This is a genomic window from Bradyrhizobium sp. 2TAF36, assembly GCF_052114925.1.
In the GTDB taxonomy this organism is placed as follows: Bacteria; Pseudomonadota; Alphaproteobacteria; order Rhizobiales; family Xanthobacteraceae; genus Bradyrhizobium; species Bradyrhizobium barranii.
Map to the genome: position 1 here is coordinate 1 of NZ_JBFRFR010000103.1, position 24,062 is coordinate 24,062.

Here is a 24,062-nt window from a genome sequence, read left to right on the forward strand (position 1 = left end):
AATCCAAGCGTCTTGATCGGTGCCGGCCTGCTTGCGCGCAACGCTGCCGCGAAGGGCCTCAAGGCAAAACCGTGGGTGAAGACGTCGCTCGCCCCGGGCAGCCAGGTGGTCGCGGCCTATCTCGCCGATTCAGGTCTGCAGGCCRATCTCGACAAGGTCGGCTTCAACCTGGTCGGCTTCGGCTGCACCACCTGCATCGGCAATTCCGGTCCGCTGCCCGAGGAGATCTCGAAGTCGATCAACGACAACGGCATCGTCGCGGCCGCCGTGCTCTCCGGCAACCGCAACTTCGAAGGCCGCGTCTCGCCGGACGTGCAGGCGAACTATCTCGCTTCGCCGCCGCTGGTCGTCGCCCACGCGCTCGCGGGCAGCGTCACCAAGAACCTCGCCGTCGAGCCGCTCGGTGAAGGCAAGGACGGCAAGCCGGTGTACCTCAAGGACATCTGGCCGACGACGAAGGAGATCAACGCCTTCATGAAGAAGTTCGTGACCGCGTCGATCTTCAAGAAGAAGTATGCCGACGTGTTCAAGGGCGACACCAACTGGCGCAAGATCAAGACGGTCGAGAGCGAGACCTATCGCTGGAACATGAGCTCGACCTATGTGCAGAACCCGCCCTATTTCGATGGCATGAAGAAGGAGCCGGAGCCGGTCACCGACATCATCGAGGCGCGCATCCTCGCCATGTTCGGCGACAAGATCACCACCGACCACATCTCGCCGGCCGGTTCGATCAAGCTCACCTCGCCCGCCGGCAAATATCTCAGCGAGCACCAGGTGCGTCCGGCCGACTTCAACCAGTACGGCACGCGTCGCGGCAACCATGAAGTGATGATGCGCGGCACCTTCGCCAACATCCGCATCAAGAACTTCATGCTGAAGGGCGCTGACGGAAATATCCCGGAAGGCGGTCTCACCAAGCACTGGCCCGACGGCGAGCAGATGTCGATCTACGACGCCGCGATGAAGTACCAGCAGGAGCAGGTGCCGCTGGTGGTGTTCGCCGGCGCCGAATACGGCAACGGTTCCTCGCGCGACTGGGCTGCGAAGGGCACGCGCCTGCTCGGCGTCCGCGCCGTGATCTGCCAGAGCTTCGAGCGTATCCACCGCTCCAACCTGGTCGGCATGGGCGTGCTGCCGCTGACCTTCGAAGAGGGCACCTCCTGGTCGTCGCTCGGCCTGAAGGGCGACGAGAAGGTCACGCTGCGCGGCCTGGTCGGCGACCTGAAGCCGCGTCAGAAGCTGACCGCGGAGATCGTCTCCGGCGACGGTTCGTTGCAGCGGGTTTCGCTGCTTTGCCGCATCGATACGCTGGACGAGCTCGATTACTACCGGAACGGCGGCATTCTGCACTACGTGTTGCGCAAGCTCGCGGCCTAAGCGCGAATTTGTGAACGGTGGCTCACCGCGACGTGAGTAGAAGGTTAAACGAGGGCGGCCTATCACAAGGCCGCCTTCGTGCGTTAGAACACGCGTCCGATGGTCCCGCCCGGCGGAAAACCTCGCCCTGGACGGTTAAATGTACGATGCCCGTAAGACTACGGTGACCATCAGGCGATAGGATCTTCCCCCACGCGTGCGAGGTGTGACGTTCAAAATGACTGCAATGATGGCTTCTAATCTGGTTTCGCGCTGGTCCGGTGCACTCTGGTCGGGAGCACTTGGTATCTGCGCCATCGTCGCCGTCATCCGTCCCGCCGAGGCTGATCCTCGCGCCGTAGTCGAGCTCTTCACATCGCAGGGCTGCTCCTCCTGCCCGCCCGCCGACCAGGTCATCGGCGATCTCTCCAACGACCCGTCGATCATCGCGCTGAGCATGCCGATCGACTATTGGGATTATCTCGGCTGGAAGGACACGCTTGCGGATTCGCGCTTCTCGGCGCGGCAGCGCGCCTATTCGCGCATGCGCGGCGACCGCGAGGTCTATACGCCACAAGTCGTGGTCAACGGTTCGACGCATGTCATCGGCAGCGATCGCGCCGGCATCGAGAGCGCGATCGGCAAGACCGACAACGGCGCAGGCGTAATGAGCGTGCCGGTGACGATGTCGCTTGCAGGCAAGCAGATCAACGTGTCGGTGGCGGCGAGCAAGGAGTCGGCGGTCTCGCACGGTGAGGTCTGGATCTGCTCGATCACGAAATCGGTGCCGATCGCAATCAGCCGCGGCGAAAATCGCGGACAGCAGATCACCTATCACAACGTCGTGCGCAACCTGCTCAAGGTCGGCGACTGGAACGGGCGTCCGGAAAGCTGGACGGTGCCGTTGGAAAATCTCACGCGCGACGGCGTCGACGGCGCTGTGGTCTATGTCCAGGACGGCAGCCGTGAGAAGCCGGGTGCGATGCTTGGCGCGGCGTACACGTCGCTGCACTAGATCCGATCTCTCTCGCCAGCGTCGTACTCGCTCTCACGCCTCATGGTGAGGAGCGCCCTCGCGCGCGAGGCGGACGATGCTACGCATCGCCGCGAGAACCATGCAGGCGCGGCTGATGCAGCGCGGCCTTCCATCCTGCGAGACGCCGCTTCGCCGCTCCCCAGGATGAGGGGAGAGAGTTGTCTTCGCGTTAATCAGAGGGAAGTTGGTCGTGCCGGAAACATCTCGGCACAAACCAAAAAGGACCAACTTGCGTTGGCCCTCCTTGTCGCGCGTACAGACCCGATCCTGACGGCCCCGGGGGGCTGGGGGCTGAGGAATCCGGAACCGAAAGGACCGGGTCAACGCACACAGGTCTTTTCGCAATGCAGGGCGGCAGGCGCTTGGCGGAAAAGCGGCGATATCAAGATTCCTTCTAACGATCCCGTGACGGTTTGCCGCGACAGAATTCCACTCCTGCGTGTGCTCCGATTCGCACCCGATTCAATCAGTTGAGTGAAGAGCCCCTTGCGGCGGGGAACGGTTGGCGCGATCATGCAATTGTCATGATCCGCGGTTCCGGGGACGGTCCTTCGCGGATGCGATCATGCCGCGAGATGAGGAGGCGCTCGATGAGTCTGACGCCGGAGGATGCCGATCCGAGCGAGCAGCGCGCCGTGGCGCGCCCCACCGCTGCGAATGCCCAACCCAACCGGGTGACATTCAACCGGCTGGAACTGAACCGCATCCTCAACCTCTACGGCCGCATGGTCGCCGACGGCGAGTGGCGCGACTATGCCATCGACTTCCTGAAGGACCGCGCGGTGTTCTCGGTCTTCCGCCGCGCCTCGGAGGTGCCGATCTATCGCATCGAGAAGGACCCGCGGCTGGCGCGCAAGCAGGGCATGTACAGCGTGATCTCGGCGACTGGCCTGATCCTGCGCCGCGGCCACGAGCTCGAGCGCGTGCTGCTGGTGATCGATCGCAAGCTGGCGGTGGTTTAGCCTTACGGACGGTGCCGTAGGGTGGGCAAAGGCGCACCGCGCCGTGCCCACCATCTTTCCTCAATCGCCGGGCATCTGGGCACGCTTCCGCCTTCGCTCTCCGAGCTACGGCGGACAAGTCGCTTTGCCCGCCCTACGAGACCGGGGTTATTTCGGCACCGTGCTCGCGCCTTCGCCCAGATCCCGCTGCATCATCACCGTGTCGAGCCAGCGGCCGAATTTCAGGCCAACATTGGGATGCGTGCCGATCATCTTGAAACCGCCGCGCGTGTGCACGCCGATCGAGCCGGCATTGGCGGAATCGCCGATCACCGCGATCATCTGGCGGAAGCCGCGCGCCTCGCATTCGGTGATCAGCCGGTCCAGCAGCAACGAGCCGATGCCGCGGCGGTGGAACGCGGGATCGAGATAGATCGAGTTCTCGACCGTGAAGCGGTAGGCCGGCCGCGGCCGGTAGGCGCCGGCATAGGCATAGCCGGCGACGCTACGATCGAGGATGGCGACGAAATAGGGATAGCCACCGTCGATCAGCGCGCGGTAGCGGCGCGTCATCTCGGCCAGATCCGGCGGCGCCAGCTCGAATGTCGCGGTGCCCTCGCGGACGGCCTGCTTGTAGATGGCGGTGATGGCGGGAAGGTCGGCCTCAATGGCGGGCCTGATCTCAGGTGCGGACATGGCGGCGAGATTAGAGCCTTCCCGCGGTCACTGGAAGGGGCAACGCCGCTTCCCCATGCTCCGTCATTGCCAGCGCAGCAGCCCTCCAATCTTCTCCGCTGTCATGCCCCGCGCAGGCGGGGCATCCAGTACTCCGAGACAGCGCGGCTAGAACCGAGCCGCTGCGGCGTACTGGATTGCCCGCCCCAGTGCGCAATTGCGCACAAGGCGGGCGATGACAGCGGGGGGCGTCGCGCATCCCGGCCCAAACAAAAACCCCGGCCTCTCGGCCGGGGTTCGTATCCGTTCCCTCGTCGAAGCGCTTAGTCGCGCTGGCCGAGGAGCTGCAGGAGCAGCGTGAACAGGTTGATGAAGTTCAGGTACAGCGACAGTGCGCCGGTGATGGCCGCACGCTCTGCGATGTCACCGCCGGCCGAGGCGTAGCCGTAGATGTAGTCGTTCTTCAGCCGCTGGGTGTCCCAGGCGGTGAGGCCCGCGAACACCAGCACGCCCACCACCGAGACGATGAACTGCAGCATCGTGCTCGCCAGGAACAGGTTGACCAGGCTCGCGATGATGATGCCGATCAGGCCCATGAACAGGAACGAGCCCATCCCGGTCAGATCACGCTTGGTGGTGTAGCCGTAGAGGCTCAGTGCGCCAAACGTGGCCGCGGTGATAAAGAACACCCGCACGATCGAGGTGTGCGTGAACACCAGGAAGATCGAGGACAGCGAGATGCCCATCAGCGCCGCGAACACCCAGAACAGGATCTGCGCGGTCGAGGGGGCGAGACGGTTGATGCCCGCCGAGATCACGAACACCATCGCGAGCGGCGCGAGCATGAACAGCCACTTCAGGGGGCTGACGAACATCGCGTAGCCGAACGGCGTCAGGAACAGCTTGCCGACGCGGACGGCTTCCGGGGTCGGAACGTCGGTCACGGCGGCCATATAGACGCCGAGCGCGGCCAGGCCGGTGATGGCGAGGCCGATGCTCATGTAATTGTAGATGCGCAGCATATAGGCGCGCAGGCCGGCATCGACCGTCGCGGCGTCAACACGCCCGGCGGCCCTGCCGAAAGGAGAAGCGTAGTTACGGTCTAGGTCCGACATGGTCGAATTCCCGTTGGTTAGCCCGGTCCGGCATGAGGGTCGCCATGCCGCCGGTTCGTCAAATTCTATCTCGGATACCGATCTGTGCCGACTAAATTCTGGCTCATAATCGGGGGTCCGAACCCATTGGATATGTGGGAAACTAACACATTCGCTGCAACCGTCCACGCGCGGCTGAATGTCGCCCTCGCCCGCAATCCTGGCGAGCAGACGTGGTTAATCGCTGGAATCGTGCGATTCCGACATCGCGGGGTCGCCCGCTACCATTTGTCACAAATTCCGCAACACCGTGGCGGGCTTTTTGTTCAATGCCAGCAGCGTCCCAGCGAGCCCAAGTCCGACCGTGACGACCAGGGCCGCCGCGACCACGCCGGCCGCGCTGCCGGCCTGCCAGACGAAACTCAGCGTCATCAGCCGCGTCACGATCATCCAGGCCGCGACGCTGCCGGCGATCACGCCGAACACCGCGGTGGCAAGTCCGATCAGCAGGTATTCGAGGGCATAGGCGCCGAGCAGCCGCAGCCGGGTCGCGCCGAGGGTCTTGAGGATCACCGCATCGTAGACCCGGTGGCGGTGGCCGGCGGCGAGCGCGCCGCCCAGCACCAGGATCGCCGAGATCAGGGTCACCGCGCTGGCGCCGCGGATCGCGAGCGCCAGATTGGTCACGACCGAGCCGACCGTCTCCATCACCTCGCGCACGCGCACGCTCGTCACCATCGGATAGGTGTCGGCGACTTGCCTGATGATCTTGCCGTCGCCGGCCGCGGTGCCGCCGGCCTCGGTGAGCGTCGCGATATGGGTATGCGGCGCGCCCTTGAAGGCGTTGGGCGAGAACACCAGCACGAAATTGATGCCCATGCCCTGCCAGTCGATGGTGCGCAGATTGCCGATTTTGGCCGGGATGTCGCGGCCGAGCACGTTGACCACGATCTCGTCGCCGAGCTTGAGACCGAGCCCGTCGGCGATCTTCTTCTCCATCGAGACCAGCAGCGGGCCGGAATAGTCGGCGCTCCACCATTCGCCCTCGACCACCTTGGAACCCTTCGGCAGCTCGGCGGTATAGGTCAGGCCGCGGTCGCTTTGCAGCACCCATTCGGAATCGGTGGTGGGCTTGAGGTCCTCGGCACGCACGCCGCGCGCGGCAACGATGCGGCCGCGCAGCATCGGCACGTCCTCGACCTTTGCGCCCGGCGCGATCCGGCGCAGATAGCCGTCGAACTGCTCGGCCTGCGTGCTCGGGATGTCGATGAAGAAGAACGACGGCGCGTGCTCAGGGAGGGCCGCAAGGAACTGCCGGCGCAGATTGCCGTCGATCTGGGTGATGKTGACGAGCACGGCGAGCCCGAGCCCGAGCGACAGCACGACGGAGGGCGTCAGCGCGCCGGGCCGGTGGATGTTGGCGATCGCCAGCCGCAGCATCGGCAGGCGCGTGCGCGGCAGCCGGCGCGCGATCGTCATCAGCAGGGCGGCGATGCCGCGGAGCAGGGCGAACACGACGACGGAGGAGGCCACGAACACCGCGGCGATGCGCTTGTCGAAGGACAATCCGATCACGACCGCGATCAGCAGCGCGATCACGACGGCCATGAACACGACATAACTCCAGCGCGGCCGGTGCCATTCGGAGCTGATGGTGTCGCGGAACAGTGCGGCGACAGGCACGTCGTGCACGCGCCCGAGCGGCCACAGGCCGAAGGCGAGCGCCGTGAGCAGGCCGTAGACGAAGGACAGCGCAAGCTCGTCGGCATGTACGGCCGGCACCACCGGCAGCGGCAGCAGTTTTCCGAACAGGCCGACGATGGCGAACGGCATGGCGGCGCCGAGCGCAAGGCCGATCACCGAGCCAATTCCCGCCAGCAGGAGGACCTGCGCCAGATAGATACCGAACACGTCGCGGCCGGTGGCGCCGACCGCCTTGAAGGCCGCGATCACCTCGAGCCGGCGGTCGATATGGCTCTTGACGGCATTGGCGACGCCGACGCCGCCGACCAGGAGCGCGGCGAGGCCGACCAGCGTCAAGAATTGCGTGAAGCGGTTGATGTTGCGCTCGAGCTGCGGCGAGGCATTGGAGCGGCTGCGGATCTCCCAGCCGGCCTGCGGCGCAGCGTTGCGCGCGTCCGCGATGAAGGCGTCGGTGGCGCGCTCGCTGTTGCCGGTGTCAGGCAGCTTCACCCGGTAGACCCAGCGCACCAGGCTGCCGGGCTGGATCAGGCCGGTGGCGCGCAGGCCCGCCTCGCTGATCAGGAAGCGCGGCCCGAAACCGATGCCGCCGGCGAGCTTGTCGGGCTCGGCTTCGACGGTGCTGCGGATCTGGAACGTTGCGCTCCCGATGGTGACGCGGTCGCCGGTCTTCAGCGACAGCCGCGCCAGCAGCGTCGGATCGGCGGCGGCACCGAACGCGCCGTCGCGCTCCGCGAGCAGGTCGGACATCGGCAGAGGCGGCGCCAGCGTCAGCTGACCCAGCATCGGATAGGTGTCGTCGACCGCCTTCATCTCGACCAGCGCGAGCTGGCCGTCGGCGGCGCGCGCCATGCCGCGCAAGGTCGCGGCTGTCGAGACCGTGCCGCGCGAGCGCAGGAATGAGACCTCCTCGGGCTTCGCCTCGCGCTGGAACAGCACGAAGGAGACGTCGCCGCCGAGCAGCGTGCGGCCCTCGCGGGCGAGACCGTCGCTCAGGCTTGCCGAGACCGAGCCGACGCCGGCGATGGCCATCACGCCGAGCGCGATGCAGGCGATGAAGACATAGAAGCCGCGCAGGCCTCCGCGCAACTCGCGCAGCGCGTAGCGCAGCGACAGCGCGACGCCGTTGGGTTTCGCGAACGGTTCGGCCGCGATGCTCATGCCGGCGCAGACTGGGTGTCGATGCGGCCGGAGCGCAGGCGGATCACGCGATCGCAGCGCTGCGCGAGCGAGGAATCGTGCGTGACCAGCACCAGCGTCATGCCGCGCTCGGCATGTTTGTTGAACAGAAGATCGACGATCTGCTTTCCGGTGGCCTCGTCGAGATTGCCGGTCGGCTCGTCCGCGACGAGGATGGCGGGATCGGGCGCCAGCGCGCGGGCGAGCGCGACGCGCTGCTGCTCGCCGCCGGACAGCTGCGTCGGATAGTGATGCAGGCGATCGCCGAGCCCGACCGATTGCAGCTCCTGCGCCGCGCGTCTTGCAGCGTCAGGGTTGCCGGCGAGTTCGAGCGGCACGGCGACGTTCTCGAGCGCCGTCATGGTCGGAATCAGATGGAAGGACTGGAAGACGATGCCGACCTGGCGGCCGCGGAAGCGGGCCAGCGCGTCCTCGTCGAGGGCATTGAAAGGCGTGCCTGACACCACCACCTCTCCGCTATCAGGACGCTCTAGCCCCGCCATCACCATCAGCAGCGTGGATTTGCCCGAGCCTGACGGGCCGATCAGGCCGATCGTCTCGCCCGAGGCGACCCGCAGGCTGATATCCTTGAGGATGTGAACGCGTGCCGCGCCCGTACCCAATGAAAGATTGACGTTGGAGATGGCGATGGTGTCCGGCGCGGTGCCGGCGAGCGAAGAGGTTTCGATGCGACTGTCCATGGTCCGGTCATATGGCAACTCCGCATACGCGGTCGAGAGGCGTTACGGATTCTTCATGCACATAGCCGTGTTGATGATCGCTTTGATGACGGTGGTGGATCCGGCGTGGGCCGAAGCGACAAAGCCGGTCAAGCTTGTCGTTCTCGGCGATTCCCTGAGCGCCGGCCTCGGCCTCCCGGCCCAGGACGCATTCCCCACAAAACTTCAAAAAGCCTTGCAAGCCAAAGGCATAGCGGTCGACATGACCAATGCCGGCGTGTCCGGCGACACCTCGTCCGGCGGCCGTGACCGGCTCGACTGGTCGGTCCCGGACGGAACCGACGGCGTGATCGTCGAGCTCGGCGCCAACGACGCGCTGCGCGGCATCGACCCCGATTTGACGCGGACCGCGTTGACCGACATTGTCCAGCGATTGAAGACACGCAAGATCGCGGTGATGCTGTGCGGCATGCTGGCGCCGCCGAATTACGGCGCGGAATACGCCGCGCGCTTCAATTCGATTTATCCGGATCTTGCGAAAAAATTCGACGTGCCGCTCTATCCGTTCTTCCTCGACGGCGTCGCGGCCGACGCCAAGCTCAACCAGGCCGACGGCATTCATCCGACCGCGGCCGGCGTCGACATCATCGTTAACAACATCATGCCCACGGTGGAGGCATTTTTGCGCAACATAAGCGAGCAGCGCCGCTGAAAAGCGGGCAGCGCTAACCGTAATTCCCAGGGTTTTACCGGGGTGAGGCGCGCGATGCTTCGCAGAGTCACACAACTGCGATAGGAATCAGGGTACCGGTGATTCGTCGCCGGCTCTACAATTTGGATATGATCCTTCCCAGGGATCATGCCCAAGCATCGGGAGTGCGAAACGATGCCGCGTTTGTTCACAGGTCTGGAAATTCCGGCCGAGATCAGCCAGACGCTTTCCAATTTGCGGGGCGGCCTTCCCGGCGCCCGCTGGATCGATCCCGAAAATTATCACGTTACCCTGCGCTTCATCGGCGATATCGACGGCATGTCCGCTAACGAGATCGCATCAATGCTGTTTCGCGTTGATCGCAAGCCCTTCGAGGTGAAGGTGCAGGGGCTCATGAGCTTCGGCGGCCGCAAGCCGCGCGCGGTGGTCGCAACCATCGCGCCGAGCAAGCCGCTGATGGAATTGCAGGCCGAGCTCGAACGCATGATGCAGCGGATCGGCCTCGACCCTGAGGGGCGCAAGTTCACCCCGCATGTCACGCTGGCCCGGCTGCACGACGCGTCCGACCGCGACGTCGCCGACTATCTCTCGCTGCGCGGTTACTTCCCGAGCAAGGCGTTCATGGCCGAACGGTTTGTCTTGTTCTCGTCCCGCGCATCGACCGGCGGCGGCCCCTATGTGGTCGAGGACGCCTACGAGCTGTGTGAGTAGCACCGCTCTCGTGCCCCGGACGCGGCGCAGCGCCATCAGCGCGTTTACGCGCGTCTTCGACACGCTACGGCGGTGCGCTGCTGGGCCGGGGCCCATCGCTCCACGATGGATGTACGAAATAGTGGGTCCCCGCTCTGCGCACCGTCACTGCTTCCCGTAGCGCGTCCGGGACGCGGAACGCATACCCCGCCCACCAATTCACGGCTTGCAATTTCCGCGCATCTCTGGCGGTAAAGAGCCATGCTCTCCACCCCCAGTTCCTCATTCCGCGAGGCATACCAGGCCCAGATCGCGTCCGGCGCGATCGAGCCCGATGCTGCGCAGGCCGACATCGCCGAAGCCTATGCGGCGCTCGACCAGCGGCTCGCGAACTACAAGCCGCAGCGCAAGCAGGGCCTGCTCAGCCGTTTGTTCAGCGGCGACAAGGACGAGGCGCCGCGCGGGCTCTACGTCCATGGCGAAGTCGGCCGCGGCAAGACCATGCTGATGGACCTGTTCTTCCAGCACAGTACCGTCGAGCACAAGCGCCGCGCGCATTTCCACGAGTTCATGGCGGAAGCGCATGAGCGCATCTACGATTATCGCCAGGGCATCTCGCGCGGCGAGATCGCCGATGGCGACGTCATCACGCTGACCGCGAACGCGATCTTTGAGGAAAGCTGGCTGCTTTGCTTCGACGAATTCCACGTCACCGACATCGCGGACGCGATGATCCTCGGCCGCCTGTTCGCAAAGCTGTTCGAGCTCGGCACCGTGGTCGTCGCGACCTCCAACGTCGCGCCCGACGATCYCTACAAGGGCGGCCTGAACCGTTCGCTGTTCCTGCCCTTCATCAAGCAGATCACCGACCACATGGACGTGCTGCGGCTCGATGCGCGCACGGATTTCCGCCTGGAAAAGCTTCAGGGCGTGCCGATGTGGCTGACGCCGGCCGACGGCGACGCCGGCGCGGCCCTCGACCGCGCCTGGTCGAAAATGACAGGCGGCGCCAAATGCAAGTCGCGCGATATTTCGTTCAAGGGCCGCATCCTGCACGTGCCGTGCTCGGCCCATGGCGTGGCGCGGTTCGGATTTGYGGATCTCTGCGAAAAACCGCTCGGCGCGTCCGACTACCTCCGCCTCGCGCACGACTATCACACCATCCTGGTCGACCATATTCCAGTGATGGATTTTTCCCAGCGCAACGCCGCCAAGCGTTTCATCACGCTGATCGATACGCTCTATGACAATGCCGTGAAGCTGATGGCCTCGGCCGATGCCAATCCGATCTCGCTCTACCTCGCCCACGAGGGCAACGAGGCCATGGAGTTCAAGCGGACGGCCTCGCGCCTGATCGAGATGAGCTCGGAATCCTATTTGGCGCTGCCTCACGGCCGCAAGGATTCCACCGCCAGCGGCTCCACCAAGGGTCTGGTGGAGACTTAAGTCCTATTTGCCAGCGCTGTCATTCCGGGGCGTCGCAAAGCGACGAGCCCGGAATCCATACTCCCGCTGGTGGTTATGGATTCCCAGATGCGCAATTGCGCATCGTAGCTCGCGACTTTCGTCGCGCCCCGGAATGACAGGGATGCGCTTCAATGTTCGCCAAGCCCGACAATTGGGCATCCACCGACTTGAACGGGGGGAGCGAAAGGGATAACCACCCGTCTCAGTTTTCCCCTCCTTAACGTGTCTAAAGGACAGGTTCACATGGCGCGCGACAAGATTGCTTTGATTGGCTCCGGTCAGATCGGCGGAACGCTGGCTCATCTCATCGGCCTGAAAGAACTGGGCGACGTKGTGATGTTCGACATCGCCGAGGGCGTGCCGCAGGGCAAGGCACTCGACATCGCCCAGTCCTCGCCGGTCGACGGTTTTGACGCGCACTACACCGGCGCCAATTCGTACGAAGCCCTCGACAACGCCAAAGTCTGCATCGTCACCGCCGGCGTGCCGCGCAAGCCCGGCATGAGCCGCGACGATCTCCTCTCCATCAACCTGAAGGTCATGGAGCAGGTCGGCGCCGGCATCAAGAAATACGCCCCCGACGCCTTCGTCATCTGCATCACCAACCCGCTGGACGCGATGGTGTGGGCGCTGCAGAAGGCTTCGGGCCTGCCGCACAAGAAGGTCGTCGGCATGGCCGGCGTGCTGGATTCCTCGCGCTTCCGCTACTTCCTGGCCGACGAGTTCAACGTCTCGGTCGAGGACGTCACCGCCTTCGTGCTCGGCGGTCACGGCGACACCATGGTGCCGCTGGTGAAGTACTCCACCGTCGCCGGCATTCCGCTGCCCGACCTCGTCAAGATGGGCTGGACCTCGCAGGCGCGCCTCGACGAGATCGTCGACCGCACCCGCAACGGCGGTGCCGAGATCGTCAATCTGCTCAAGACCGGCTCGGCCTTCTACGCGCCTGCTGCTTCCGCGATCGCGATGGCCGAGAGCTATCTGCGGGACAAGAAGCGCGTGCTGGCCAGCGCCGCCTACCTCAACGGCGAATACGGCGTGAAGGACATGTATGTCGGCGTGCCCGTCGTGATCGGCGCCAAGGGTGTCGAGCGCGTCGTCGAGATCGAGCTCACCGGCAAGGACCGCGAGGCTTTCGACAAGTCGGTCGGCGCCGTACAGGGCCTGGTCGATGCCTGCAAGAAGATCGCGCCCGATCTTCTCGGCCGCTAAGCGCAAAAATCCCCGCCGAAGACCGAAATCCGGTCTTCGGCGGTTTCACTTCCGGGGCCCGGCTGACCGGGTGGGCGCCCGGTTCGGCAGTCCAGAGATCTCGATGTCAAAGAATCCGGGTTGCAGTTCCTGTGGTATATGGTATGCCAGCCACAAGACTGAGGTGGGCCCTAGAGGTCACCGCCCGCGGGTTCAGGGAGCGACCATATGAATATCCATGAATATCAGGCCAAAGCGCTGCTGAACGAGTTCGGCGTCGCGATCTCAAAGGGCGTCCCCGTCCTGAAGCCCGCGGACGCGGAAGCCGCCGCCAAGGCCCTCCCGGGCCCGGTCTGGGTGGTGAAGAGCCAGATCCACGCTGGTGGCCGCGGCAAGGGCAAGTTCAAGGAAGCCTCGGCCGGCGACAAGGGCGGCGTCCGTATCGCCAAGTCGGCCGCGGAGGTCACCGAATTTGCCAAGCAGATGCTGGGCGCCACCCTCGTGACGATCCAGACCGGCCCCGCCGGGAAGCAGGTCAACCGCCTCTACATCGAGGACGGCTCGGACATCGACAAGGAGTTCTACCTCTCGATCCTGGTCGACCGCGAAACCTCCCGCGTCTCCTTCGTGGTGTCGACCGAAGGCGGCGTCAACATCGAGGACGTCGCGCACAACACGCCCGAGAAGATCGTCACCTTCTCGATCGATCCCGCGACCGGCATCATGGGCCATCACGGCCGCACCGTTGCGAACGCGCTGAAGCTGTCCGGCGATCTCGCCAAGCAGGCCGAAAAGCTCACCGCGCAGCTCTACACCGCCTTCGTCGCCAAGGACATGTCGATGCTGGAGATCAACCCGCTGGTCGTGACCAAGCAGGGCCAGCTCCGCGTGCTCGACGCCAAGGTGTCGTTCGACGACAACGCGCTGTTCCGTCATCCCGAGGTGCTCGCGCTGCGCGACGAGACCGAGGAAGACGCCAAGGAAATCGAGGCGTCGAAATACGACCTCAACTACGTCACCCTCGACGGCAACATCGGCTGCATGGTCAATGGCGCCGGCCTCGCGATGGCGACGATGGACATCATCAAGCTCTACGGCATGGCGCCGGCGAACTTCCTCGACGTCGGCGGCAGCGCCAGCAAGGAAAAGGTCGCGGCCGCCTTCAAGATCATCACCGCCGATCCGAACGTGAAGGGCATCCTGGTCAACATCTTCGGTGGCATCATGAAGTGCGACGTGATCGCCGAAGGCGTCACGGCCGCCGTGCGCGAGGTCGGCCTCAGCGTGCCGCTGGTGGTCCGCCTCGAAGGCACCAATGTCGAGCTCGGCAAGAAGATCATCCGTGAATCCGGCCTGAACGTGGTGCCGGCCGACAATCTCGACGACGCCGCGCAGAAGATCGTGAAGGCCGTCAAGGGAGGCTGAGGCCATGACCCAGGACCATCTCGCCGCATCATCTCCGCTTGCAGAGCACGCGCGCCTCGCCGCGTTCGCCGGCGAATGGAATGGCGAAGAGGTGGTCTTCCCGTCGCGCTGGGTCGCCGGCGGGCCGGCGACCTCGCATGTCGTCGCGCGCATGGATCTCAACGGGTTCTACCTGATCCAGGACTGTGTCCAGATGCGCGACGGCAAGCAGGCTTTCGCCACCCACGGCCTCTTCACCTACGACCGCGACGACCGGACCTACAAATTGTTCTGGTACGACTCGCTCGGCTACACGCCGCCCTCGCCCGCCTCCGGCGGCTGGGTCGGCAAGACCCTGACGCTGGTGCGCGGCTCGCTCCGCGGCAATGCGCGCCACGTCTACGAAATCATCGATGACGATTCCTACTCGTTGAAGATCCAGTTCTCGCCGGACGCGGAAGGCTGGGCCGACGTGCTCACCGGCATCTACCGCCGCATCCACTGACCTCTCACTCGTTAGTTCGCGAAAGCAGACCTCATGTCCATCCTGATCGACAAGAACACCAAGGTCATCTGCCAGGGCTTCACCGGCAAGAACGGCACCTTCCACTCGGAGGCCGCGCTCGCCTACGGCACCAAGATGGTCGGCGGCACCTCGCCGGGCAAAGGCGGCGCCACCCATCTGGGCCTGCCGGTGTTCGACACGGTGCGCGAGGCGCGTGAGAAGACCGGCGCCGATGCGTCGGTGATCTACGTGCCGCCGCCGGGCGCCGCGGATGCGATCTGCGAAGCGATCGATGCGGAGATCCCGCTGATCGTCTGCATCACCGAGGGCATTCCTGTTATCGACATGGTGCGTGTGAAGCGCTCGCTGGCCGGTTCCAAGTCGCGCCTGATCGGGCCGAACTGCCCGGGCGTCATGACCGCCGGCGAGTGCAAGATCGGCATCATGCCCGCCAACATCTTCAAGACCGGCAGCGTCGGCATCGTCTCCCGTTCCGGCACGCTGACCTATGAAGCCGTGTTCCAGACCTCGCAGGAAGGCCTCGGCCAGACCACCGCGGTCGGCATCGGCGGCGACCCGGTCAAGGGCACCGAGTTCATCGACGTGCTGGAAATGCTGCTCGCCGACCCCAAGACCGAATCGATCATCATGATCGGCGAGATCGGCGGTTCCGCCGAGGAGGACGCCGCCCAGTTCCTCAAGGACGAGGCCAAGCGCGGCCGCAAGAAGCCGATGGTCGGTTTCATTGCCGGCGTCACCGCGCCTCCCGGCCGCCGCATGGGCCATGCCGGCGCGATCATCTCCGGCGGCAAGGGCGACGCCGGTTCCAAGACCGATGCGATGAAATCGGCTGGGATTACAGTGTCTCCGTCTCCCGCCCGCCTCGGCCACACGCTTGCCGAAAAGTTGAAAGGCTAATTCACTTCTTCGTACTTTTCCGGGCGAAGTTTCGTAGCAAATAGGATAAATGGTGCCTGTCGCGCTGGGCCTCTGCCGGGGAGCTCAGCGCCAGCGCCGTTTGTTATGCGCGAACCGAAATCGCCAGGAACTTAAGCATGTCTCGCCAGGACGCGAACGCAGCCTTTGCCCTCTCTTCCTTTTTGCAGGGCACCAACGCCACCTACATCGACGAAATCTACGCCCGCTACGAGAAGGACCCGTCCTCGGTCGACGCCGAGTGGCAGGAGTTCTTCAAGAGCCTCAACGACCAGCCCGGCGATATCAGCAAGAACGCCGAAGGCCCGTCCTGGGAGCGCGCCAACTGGCCGCTGACCCCGCAGGACGACCTCACCTCCGCCCTCGACGGCAACTGGGCCCAGGTCGAGAAGGCGGTCGGTGCCAAGATCGCCGCCAAGGCGCAGGCCCAGGCGGGCAACAAGGGCGCTGATTTCTCGTCCGCCGACCTGCTCCAGGCCACGCGCGACTCCGTCCGCGCGCTGATGCTGATCCGCTCCTACCGCATGCGCGGCCATTTCCACGCCAAGCTCGATCCGCTCGGCATCGAAGCCCCGCGCAACCGCGAAGAGCTCGACCCGCGCACCTACGGCTTCAGCGAAGCCGATTTCGACCGCAAGATCTTCCTCGATCACGTGCTGGGTCTCGAATACGCCACGCTGCGCGAGATCACCGCGATCTGCGAGCGCACCTACTGCCAGACGCTCGGCGTTGAGTTCATGCACATCAGCAACGCCGCGCAGAAGGCGTGGATCCAGGAGCGCATCGAGGGCCCGGACAAGGAAATCTCGTTCACCCGCGAAGGCCGGCGCGCGATCCTGACGAAGCTGGTCGAAGCCGAAGGTTTTGAGAAGTTCTGCGACACCAAGTTCACCGGCACCAAGCGCTTCGGCCTCGACGGCGGCGAATCGCTGATTCCTGCGCTCGAGCAGATCATCAAGCGCGGCGGCAATCTCGGCGTGAAGGAAGTCGTGCTCGGCATGCCGCATCGCGGCCGCCTCAACGTGCTGACGCAGGTGATGGGCAAGGCGCACCGCGCCCTGTTCCATGAATTCAAGGGCGGCTCGGCCAACCCTGATGCTGTCGAAGGCTCCGGCGACGTCAAGTATCACCTCGGCGCCTCCTCGGACCGCGAGTTCGACGGCAACCGCATCCATCTGTCGCTGACGGCGAACCCCTCGCATCTCGAGATCGTCGATCCCGTGGTGCTCGGCAAGGTCCGCGCCAAGCAGGACCAGCACGGCGATCCGCCGGACCAGCGCATCTCGGTGATGCCGCTGCTGATGCATGGCGACGCTGCGTTCGCCGGCCAGGGTGTGGTCGCGGAATGCTTCGGCCTGTCTGACCTGAAGGGCTACCGCACCGGCGGCTCCGTGCACTTCATCGTCAACAACCAGATCGGCTTCACCACCTATCCGCGCTACTCGCGCTCCTCGCCCTATCCGTCTGACGTGGCGAAGATGATCGACGCGCCGATCTTCCACGTGAACGGCGACGATCCGGAAGCGGTGGTTTTCGCGGCCAAGGTCGCGACCGAATTCCGGCAGAAATTCCACAAGCCCGTCGTCATCGACATGTTCTGCTACCGCAGGCATGGCCATAACGAAGGCGACGAGCCGGCTTTCACCCAGCCGGTGATGTACAAGAGGATCGCCGCGCATCCGTCGACGCTCGAGCTCTACGCCCGCCGCCTGATCAGCGAAGGCGTGATGACCGAGGGCGAGGTCGACAAGGCCAAGGCCGACTGGCGCGCACGGCTCGATGCCGAGTTCGAGGCCGRCACCTCCTACAAGCCGAACAAGGCCGACTGGCTCGACGGCAAGTGGTCCGGCTTCAAGATCGCCGATCAGGAAGAGGATGCGCGCCGCGGCGTCACTGGCGTCGACACCGCCGAGCTGAAGGAAATCGGCCGCAAGATCACCAAGGTGCCGGATGGCTTCCGCGTCCACCGCACCATCCAGCGCTTCCTCGACAACCGCGCCAAGGCAATCGACACCGGCGCCGGCATCGATTGGGCGACCGGCGAGGCACTGGCGTTCTGCACGCTGCTCAACGAGAACCACCATGTCCGCCTGTCGGGCCAGGATTCCGAGCGCGGCACGTTCTCGCAGCGCCATTCGGTCCTGATCGACCAGGAAGACGAGAGCCGCTACACGCCGTTCAACCATCTCGGCCACGAGCAGGGCCATTACGAGGTCATCAACTCGCTGCTGTCGGAAGAAGCCGTGCTCGGCTTCGAATACGGCTACTCGCTCGCGGAGCCGAACACGCTGACGCTGTGGGAAGCCCAGTTCGGCGACTTCGCCAACGGCGCGCAGGTCGTGTTCGACCAGTTCATCTCCTCGGGCGAGCGCAAATGGCTGCGTATGTCCGGTCTCGTCTGCCTCTTGCCGCACGGCTATGAGGGCCAGGGACCGGAGCACTCCTCGGCGCGTCTGGAGCGTTATCTGCAGATGTGCGCCGAAGACAACATGCAGGTGGTCTACCCGACCACGCCGGCGAACTACTTCCACGTGCTGCGCCGCCAGCTTCATCGCGAGATCCGCAAGCCGCTGATCCTGATGACGCCGAAGTCGCTGCTGCGTCACAAGCGGGCGGTGTCGCGTCTCGAGGAGCTCGCGAAGGGGACGACCTTCCACCGCATCCTCTATGATGACGCCCAGATGCTGCCGAACGAGGCGATCAAGCTCGTCCCCGACGAGAAGGTCCGCCGCATCGTGCTCTGCTCCGGCAAGGTCTATTACGACCTCTACGAGGAGCGCGAGAAGCGCGGCATCGACGACATCTACCTGATGCGCGTCGAGCAGCTTTATCCGGTGCCGCTGAAGGCGCTGGTGGCCGAACTGTCGCGCTTCAAGAAGGCTGAAGTGGTGTGGTGCCAGGAAGAGCCCCGCAACATGGGCGCCTGGCACTTCATCGAGCCCTATCTGGAATGGGTGCTGAACCAGGTGCACGGTGTGAGCCGGCGTCCGCGTTACGTYGGCCGCGCCGCTTCCGCCGCGACCGCCACTGGTCTGATGTCCAAGCATCAGGCGCAGTTGAAGGCGTTCCTGGACGAAGCACTGAGCTGATCTTTCTGAACTGCGTCATGCCCCGCCTCGTGCGCAATCGCGCACTGGAGCGGGGCACCAGTACGCCGCGACGTCCGTGCAGAATACGAACGTCCGGCTTGCTGGATGGCTTGCCTTTCGCGGGCCGATGACGACCGAATTTTTGACCGCACCGGCGATCCCTTAAGGAAAAGACCATGACTGAAATTCGTGTGCCGACGCTCGGCGAATCCGTCACCGAGGCCACCATCGGCCGCTGGTTCAAGAAGGCCGGCGATCCCGTCGCCGTCGACGAGCCCTTGGTGGAGCTCGAGACCGACAAGGTCACCATCGAGGTCCCGGCGCCCTCCGCCGGCACGCTGAGCGAGATCGTCGCTGCCGATGGCGCGACCGTTGCGGTCGGTGCGCTGCTCGGCCAGATCACCGACGGTGCCGGTGCTGCGAAGCCCGCCGCTGCTCCCGCGAAGCCCGCCGCCGCCGCTCCGGCCGCCGTGGCTGCTGCTCCTGCGCCGGCTCCGGCCGCGAAGGCGCCGCCGGCCGATGCGCCGCTCGCCCCGTCCGTCCGCAAGCTCTCCGCCGAGACCGGTATCGATGCCTCGACCGTTCCGGGCTCCGGCAAAGACGGCCGCGTCACCAAGGGCGACATGCTTGCCGCGATCGAGCGCGCCGCGTCCGCGCCGACCCCGGTGAACCAGCCCGCCGCCGCCGTTCAGGTCCGCGCGCCGTCGCCGGCCGATGACGCCGCCCGCGAAGAGCGCGTCAAGATGACCCGCCTGCGCCAGACCATCGCGCGCCGCCTCAAGGACGTGCAGAACACCGCGGCCATGCTGACGACCTTCAACGAGGTCGACATGACCAACGTGATGGCGCTGCGCGCCCACTACAAGGATGCGTTCGAGAAGAAGCACGGCTCGAAGCTCGGCTTCATGGGCTTCTTCACCAAGGCTGTCGTGCAGGGGCTGAAGGACATCCCGGCCGTCAACGCCGAGATCGACGGCACCGATCTGATCTACAAGAACTATTACCACATCGGCGTCGCAGTCGGCACCGACAAGGGTCTCGTTGTGCCCGTGGTGCGCGACTGCGACAACAAGTCGATCGCCGACATCGAGAAGGGCATCGCCGATTTCGGTCGTCGCGCCCGTGACGGCCAGCTCAAGATCGACGAAATGCAGGGCGGCACCTTCACGATCACCAATGGCGGCATCTACGGCTCGCTGATGTCGACCCCGATCTTGAACGCGCCGCAGTCCGGCATCCTCGGCATGCACAAGATCCAGGAGCGGCCGATGGTGATCGGCGGCAAGATCGAGGTCCGCCCGATGATGTATCTGGCGCTGTCTTACGATCACCGCGTCATCGACGGCAAGGAAGCCGTCACGTTCCTGGTCCGCGTCAAGGAGAGCCTGGAAGATCCGGCGCGCCTGGTGCTCGATCTCTGATCCCTGAAGCTCTGCGAGCGCCGTCGCCTTGTCGTGCGACGGCGCGGGTCGAACCATGGAGGCGCGCGTGACGGATAAAGTCGTTGTCATCACCGGCGGCAGCCGCGGTATCGGGCGGGCGACCGCGATTGCGGCGGCCGCGCGCGGCTTCCGTGTCGTCGTCGGCTACGCCAGCAACAAAACGGCTGCTGACGAGGTGGTCGCCCAGATCGCGGCCAGCAACGGCAAGGCCATCGCGGTGAAATGCGATGTCGCCGAGGAAAGCGACATCATCGAGCTGTTCAAGGCTGCCGACAAGTTCGGCACGCTCGGTGCACTCGTCAACAATGGCGGCATCGTCGGCCAGAGCGGGGTGCGCGTCGACGAGATGTCGGCCGAGCGCATCCGGCGCGTGATGGCGGTCAACGTCACCGGCTCGATCCTCTGCGCGCGCGAAGCGGTGAAGCGGATGTCGACCAAGCACGGCGGCCAGGGCGGCGTCATCGTCAATCTGTCATCGGTCGCTGCCAGACTTGGTGCGCCGAATACCTATGTCGACTATGCGGCGTCCAAGGGCGCGATCGATTCCTTCACCGTCGGTCTCGGCTATGAGGTCGCAGGCGAAGGCATCCGTGTCGCGGGCATCCGCCCCGGCCTGATCGACACCGAAATTCACGCCGCCGGCGGCGAGCCCGACCGCGCCCATCGTCTGGCCCATATGGTGCCGATGAAGCGCGTCGGTACCGCCGACGAAATCGCCAATGCCATCGTCTGGCTGATGTCGGACGAAGCCTCCTACGTCACCTCGGCCATTCTCGATGTGTCCGGCGGACGCTGACACGCCGCGCGGACGCTGACACATCCTCATCACGCTAAACTCACGGGACTTTCTCTCATGGCTACCTACGATCTCGTCGTCATCGGCACCGGACCGGGCGGTTATGTCTGCGCGGTGCGCGCGGCCCAGCTCGGCATGAAAGTCGCCGTGGTCGAAAAGGACGCCACGCTCGGCGGCACCTGCCTGAACGTCGGCTGCATGCCRTCGAAGGCGCTGCTGCACGCGTCCGAAATGTTCGAGGAAGCCGCGCACTCCTTCGCCAAGATGGGCGTTTCCGTTTCCGCGCCGAAGCTCGAGCTTCCGGCGATGATGAACTTCAAGCAGCAGGGCATCGACGGCAACGTCAAGGGTGTCGAGTTCCTGATGAAGAAGAACAAGATCGACGTGCTCAAGGGCACCGGCAAGATCTTAGGGACAGGCAAGGTGGAAGTGTCTGCCGACGGCAAGTCGCAAGTGGTCGAGACCAAGAACATCGTCATCGCGACCGGCTCCGACATCGCGCGCCTCAAGGGCATCGAGATCGACGAGAAGCGCATCGTGTCGTCCACCGGCGCGCTGTCGCTGGACAAGGTCCCCGGCAAGCTCTTGATCGTCGGCGCCGGCGTGATCGGCCTCGAACTCGGCTCGGTGTGGAAGCGGCTCGGCGCTGAAGTCGTCGTCGTCGAATTCCTCGATCGCATCCTGCCCGGCATGGATGGCGAGATCGCCAAGCAATTCCAGCGCATCCTGGAGAAGCAGGGCTTTGCATTCAAGCTCGGCGCCAAGGTCACCGCCGTCGACACCTCCGGCAAGTCGCTGAAGGCGACCATCGAGCCTGCGGCCGGCGGCGCTGCCGAGACGCTGGAAGCCGACGTCGTTCTCGTCTGCATCGGTCGCGTGCCGTACACGGATGGGCTCGGCCTGAAGGAAGCCGGCGTGGCGCTGGACAATCGCGGCCGCGTGCAGATCGATCCGCATTTCGCGACCAGCGTGAAGGGCGTCTATGCCATCGGCGACGTCGTCGCGGGCCCGATGCTCGCGCACAAGGCCGAGGATGAAGGCGTAGCCGTTGCGGAGATCATCGCAGGGCAGGCCGGCCACGTGAACTACGACGTTATCCCAGGCGTCGTGTATACCACGCCGGAAGTGTCCTCCGTCGGCAAGACCGAGGAGGAGCTGAAGCAGGCGGGTCAGGCGTATACCGTCGGGAAGTTTCCCTTTACCGCCAACGGCCGCTCCAAGGTCAACCAGACCACCGACGGCTTCGTGAAGATTCTCGCAGATGCGAAGACCGATCGCGTGCTCGGCGTGCACATTATCGGCCGTGAAGCCGGCGAAATGATCCATGAAGCCTGCGTTCTCATGGAGTTTGGCGGCAGCGCGGAAGATCTCGCGCGCACCTGCCACGCGCATCCGACCCGCTCGGAGGCCATCAAGGAAGCCGCGCTTGCGGTGGGCAAGCGGGCCATCCATATGTAGGCGACGCGCCTAGCGTCGAATCGGGCGGGAAACATATGCTGCGCCGCCTACTTCAACCGGTCTGGGTCCTGCTGGCGATCATCTTCCTGATCGAAGCCTGGCTGTGGGACCATCTCGAGCCGATCGTCGCGCGGGTTGTCGCAGCCATCCCGCTCGCACGCTTCAAGCAATGGTTGACGGAGCGCGTCGATGCGCTGCCGCCGGCCATGACACTGATCGTGTTCGCGGTGCCGATCATCCCGCTGTTTCCGCTCAAGCTGATGGGCCTGTATCTGCTCACGCATGAATATTGGCTGAGCGGCGTATCCACGTTTCTGTTCGCAAAGCTGCTCGGCGTCGGCGTCACCGCCTTCGTGTTCGACGTGACGCGCGACAAGCTGATGGAGATGCACTGGTTCGAGCGGCTCTACGATCTCGTGATGAAGCTGCGCGCCAAGGCCGCCGAGCTGGTCGACCCGATCAAGCAGCGCATCCGCGAGCTGATCGCCGGCAACGGCGAAGGCTGGTCCGCCCGTACGCTCCGCCTGATCCAGCGCTTTCGCAAGAGCGTGCACCAGGCGCGCTAGCTGCTCGCTATAGACTCACTGTCATTGCCACACACTCGATGTCATCGCCCGGCTTGACCGGGCGATCCAGTATTCCAGAGACGTCAATCGAATACGGAGAAGCCGCGGCGTACTGGATGCCCCGGTCAAGTGTTTAGCCCGGAGACATGGCTGACACCTGTTCGGACACATCACTGACAGGTTGGCCATTGGTCAAGTCGATCGATGCGACCTGCCAGCTGGCGAAGAAGATTCCGTAGTGGCCGTCACGATCCAGTGGCCGGATGGCAAGGCGTTCCCGGAAGCGATCGGCAGGGACCTGCATATCGAGGCCTTGGTGAGGCCGCTCCAGATTGTAGACCGGCCGCCAGGCGTCGAAGGCGCGCTGGACTTCCGGGAGAGTTCGGAAGCGGCGCATTGCAAACACCTCGGCCTTCAGGGTGCGATGGAAGCGYTCGTTCTTGCCGCGGGCCTGTGGGTGGCATGGCCTKGCGTGCACCACCCTGACGCCAAGCTTGAGCAGCCACACCTTCAGTCCGGTCCAACGAATGCCGGACGTATCGCCCCAGGGTGAGCCATTGTCGGTGTAGAAGGCCTCCGGCAGGCCATAGCAGCGGAACGTCGTCGAYAGGTGATTCTGCACGGTGAGRCGCTGCTCGTCGGCACATGCCTTCAGGCACAGCACGTAGCGCGAGTGATCGTCGACGATGGTCAGCGGATGGCATCGTGTCCCGTCGGCCAGCGGCAGGTGGCCCTTGAAGTCCATCTGCCACAGCAGATTGGGAGCTTCCTTCTCGAACCGGTGGCCCGGATTGGGCAGTGCATTCTCACTCGGTTTGATCCGGCCGTTCCGACACAGGATTTGGTGCACCGTTGATGGCACAGGCACCGTCTGCCCGCCCCGCTTCAGGCAATGGGCAATCTTCCGTGCTCCCCAAGCCGGATGCTTGTCGCGTACAGCCAGGACTTCTGCCTCGACCGCAGCCTCACTCCGCTTGGGCATCGCATGCGGKCGCCGGGAGCGGTCGGCCAGCTCCCGATCGCCGGCCTGCCAGCGCGCCAGCCACTTGTAGCCGACGTCAGGACTGATGTTGAACCGACGGCACAGTTCGCGCCGGTTGGCGCCCTCCTGCAAAGCCAGCCGCACAAACTCGTGACGCTG

At 64.7% G+C, this 24,062-nt stretch carries 20 protein-coding genes; 15 read left to right on the forward strand and 5 right to left on the reverse strand.

Translation table 11 applies throughout. The features are described from left to right. The 3 genes from acnA to AB4Z51_RS39095 all read left to right on the forward strand — a co-directional run. The coding region (gene acnA, locus AB4Z51_RS39085) for an aconitate hydratase AcnA (RefSeq protein ID WP_441499260.1) at positions 1-1,380 on the forward strand (1,380 nt) is incomplete at its 5' end. Positions 1,381-1,597: 217 nt separating this feature from the next. Then, a complete protein-coding gene (locus AB4Z51_RS39090) occupies positions 1,598-2,374 on the forward strand; it encodes a DUF1223 domain-containing protein (protein WP_135215832.1) in 777 nt (258 codons plus the stop codon). A gap of 611 nt (positions 2,375-2,985) precedes the next feature. After that, positions 2,986-3,357 carry a DUF2794 domain-containing protein gene (locus tag AB4Z51_RS39095; RefSeq protein ID WP_063980407.1) on the forward strand — a complete coding sequence of 124 codons (372 nt, stop codon included), beginning with the start codon at positions 2,986-2,988 and terminating at the stop codon, positions 3,355-3,357. Between the two features lie 147 nt (positions 3,358-3,504). Here AB4Z51_RS39095 and AB4Z51_RS39100 read toward each other — a convergent pair whose 3' ends face one another. From AB4Z51_RS39100 to AB4Z51_RS39115, 4 genes are all read right to left on the reverse strand, one after another. Further along, entirely contained in the window at positions 3,505-4,032 is a 528-nt protein-coding gene (locus AB4Z51_RS39100) for a GNAT family N-acetyltransferase (protein WP_441499261.1), read from the reverse strand. 302 nt (positions 4,033-4,334) lie between these two features. Continuing rightward, entirely contained in the window at positions 4,335-5,126 is a 792-nt protein-coding gene (locus AB4Z51_RS39105; RefSeq protein WP_014490629.1) for a Bax inhibitor-1/YccA family protein, read from the reverse strand. Between the two features lie 270 nt (positions 5,127-5,396). Next, positions 5,397-7,967, reverse strand: a complete 2,571-nt coding sequence (locus tag AB4Z51_RS39110; RefSeq protein WP_441499262.1) for an ABC transporter permease — start codon at positions 7,965-7,967, stop codon at positions 5,397-5,399. After that, positions 7,964-8,686, reverse strand: a complete 723-nt coding sequence (locus AB4Z51_RS39115; protein ID WP_071908649.1) for an ABC transporter ATP-binding protein — start codon at positions 8,684-8,686, stop codon at positions 7,964-7,966. Before AB4Z51_RS39115 ends, AB4Z51_RS39110 begins: the two co-directional genes overlap by 4 nt. Positions 8,687-8,741: 55 nt before the next feature. Here AB4Z51_RS39115 and AB4Z51_RS39120 point away from each other — a divergent pair, with 55 nt between their 5' ends. The 12 genes from AB4Z51_RS39120 (at position 8,742) to AB4Z51_RS39175 (ending at position 22,921) form a co-directional block, all read left to right on the forward strand. Continuing rightward, entirely contained in the window at positions 8,742-9,377 is a 636-nt protein-coding gene (locus AB4Z51_RS39120; protein ID WP_085398666.1) for an arylesterase, read from the forward strand. Positions 9,378-9,551: 174 nt separating this feature from the next. Then, positions 9,552-10,088 (forward strand): RNA 2',3'-cyclic phosphodiesterase, encoded by a 537-nt coding sequence (gene thpR, locus AB4Z51_RS39125; protein ID WP_085398667.1) that lies wholly within the window; start codon positions 9,552-9,554, stop codon positions 10,086-10,088. Between the two features lie 240 nt (positions 10,089-10,328). Beyond that, entirely contained in the window at positions 10,329-11,513 is a 1,185-nt protein-coding gene (zapE, locus tag AB4Z51_RS39130; protein ID WP_441499263.1) for a cell division protein ZapE, read from the forward strand. A gap of 264 nt (positions 11,514-11,777) precedes the next feature. Beyond that, entirely contained in the window at positions 11,778-12,746 is a 969-nt protein-coding gene (mdh, locus tag AB4Z51_RS39135) for a malate dehydrogenase (protein WP_063980412.1), read from the forward strand. A gap of 207 nt (positions 12,747-12,953) precedes the next feature. After that, positions 12,954-14,150 carry an ADP-forming succinate--CoA ligase subunit beta gene (gene sucC, locus AB4Z51_RS39140; protein WP_085398660.1) on the forward strand — a complete coding sequence of 399 codons (1,197 nt, stop codon included), beginning with the start codon at positions 12,954-12,956 and terminating at the stop codon, positions 14,148-14,150. 4 nt (positions 14,151-14,154) lie between these two features. After that, a complete protein-coding gene (locus AB4Z51_RS39145; RefSeq protein ID WP_085398661.1) occupies positions 14,155-14,634 on the forward strand; it encodes a DUF1579 family protein in 480 nt (159 codons plus the stop codon). Between the two features lie 33 nt (positions 14,635-14,667). Next, positions 14,668-15,552 carry a succinate--CoA ligase subunit alpha gene (sucD, locus tag AB4Z51_RS39150; protein ID WP_025575976.1) on the forward strand — a complete coding sequence of 295 codons (885 nt, stop codon included), beginning with the start codon at positions 14,668-14,670 and terminating at the stop codon, positions 15,550-15,552. Between the two features lie 137 nt (positions 15,553-15,689). After that, complete coding sequence (locus AB4Z51_RS39155) at positions 15,690-18,659, forward strand: 2-oxoglutarate dehydrogenase E1 component (protein WP_441499264.1); 2,970 nt, start codon at positions 15,690-15,692, stop codon at positions 18,657-18,659. Positions 18,660-18,835: 176 nt separating this feature from the next. After that, complete coding sequence (odhB, locus tag AB4Z51_RS39160) at positions 18,836-20,080, forward strand: 2-oxoglutarate dehydrogenase complex dihydrolipoyllysine-residue succinyltransferase (RefSeq protein ID WP_085398662.1); 1,245 nt, start codon at positions 18,836-18,838, stop codon at positions 20,078-20,080. Between the two features lie 55 nt (positions 20,081-20,135). Continuing rightward, positions 20,136-20,897: an SDR family oxidoreductase gene (locus AB4Z51_RS39165; protein ID WP_094183824.1), complete on the forward strand. Its 762-nt coding sequence runs from the start codon at positions 20,136-20,138 to the stop codon at positions 20,895-20,897. Between the two features lie 57 nt (positions 20,898-20,954). Next, positions 20,955-22,355 (forward strand): dihydrolipoyl dehydrogenase, encoded by a 1,401-nt coding sequence (gene lpdA / locus AB4Z51_RS39170; protein WP_063980416.1) that lies wholly within the window; start codon positions 20,955-20,957, stop codon positions 22,353-22,355. Between the two features lie 35 nt (positions 22,356-22,390). Next, positions 22,391-22,921: a hypothetical protein gene (locus tag AB4Z51_RS39175; RefSeq protein WP_063980417.1), complete on the forward strand. Its 531-nt coding sequence runs from the start codon at positions 22,391-22,393 to the stop codon at positions 22,919-22,921. 133 nt (positions 22,922-23,054) lie between these two features. Here the strand turns inward: AB4Z51_RS39175 and AB4Z51_RS39180 are convergent. After that, the coding region (locus AB4Z51_RS39180; protein WP_441499265.1) for an IS481 family transposase at positions 23,055-24,062 on the reverse strand (1,008 nt) is incomplete at its 5' end.

Coding starts and splice junctions, on each gene's coding strand:
- AB4Z51_RS39090 (WP_135215832.1), top strand. CDS start 1,598: ATGACTGCAATGATGGCTTCTAATCTGGTTTCGCGCTGGTCCGGTGCA.
- AB4Z51_RS39095 (WP_063980407.1), top strand. CDS start 2,986: ATGAGTCTGACGCCGGAGGATGCCGATCCGAGCGAGCAGCGCGCCGTG.
- AB4Z51_RS39100 (WP_441499261.1), bottom strand. CDS start 4,032: ATGTCCGCACCTGAGATCAGGCCCGCCATTGAGGCCGACCTTCCCGCC.
- AB4Z51_RS39105 (WP_014490629.1), bottom strand. CDS start 5,126: ATGTCGGACCTAGACCGTAACTACGCTTCTCCTTTCGGCAGGGCCGCC.
- AB4Z51_RS39115 (WP_071908649.1), bottom strand. CDS start 8,686: ATGGACAGTCGCATCGAAACCTCTTCGCTCGCCGGCACCGCGCCGGAC.
- AB4Z51_RS39120 (WP_085398666.1), top strand. CDS start 8,742: ATGCACATAGCCGTGTTGATGATCGCTTTGATGACGGTGGTGGATCCG.
- thpR (WP_085398667.1), top strand. CDS start 9,552: ATGCCGCGTTTGTTCACAGGTCTGGAAATTCCGGCCGAGATCAGCCAG.
- sucC (WP_085398660.1), top strand. CDS start 12,954: ATGAATATCCATGAATATCAGGCCAAAGCGCTGCTGAACGAGTTCGGC.
- AB4Z51_RS39145 (WP_085398661.1), top strand. CDS start 14,155: ATGACCCAGGACCATCTCGCCGCATCATCTCCGCTTGCAGAGCACGCG.
- sucD (WP_025575976.1), top strand. CDS start 14,668: ATGTCCATCCTGATCGACAAGAACACCAAGGTCATCTGCCAGGGCTTC.
- odhB (WP_085398662.1), top strand. CDS start 18,836: ATGACTGAAATTCGTGTGCCGACGCTCGGCGAATCCGTCACCGAGGCC.
- AB4Z51_RS39165 (WP_094183824.1), top strand. CDS start 20,136: ATGGAGGCGCGCGTGACGGATAAAGTCGTTGTCATCACCGGCGGCAGC.
- AB4Z51_RS39175 (WP_063980417.1), top strand. CDS start 22,391: ATGCTGCGCCGCCTACTTCAACCGGTCTGGGTCCTGCTGGCGATCATC.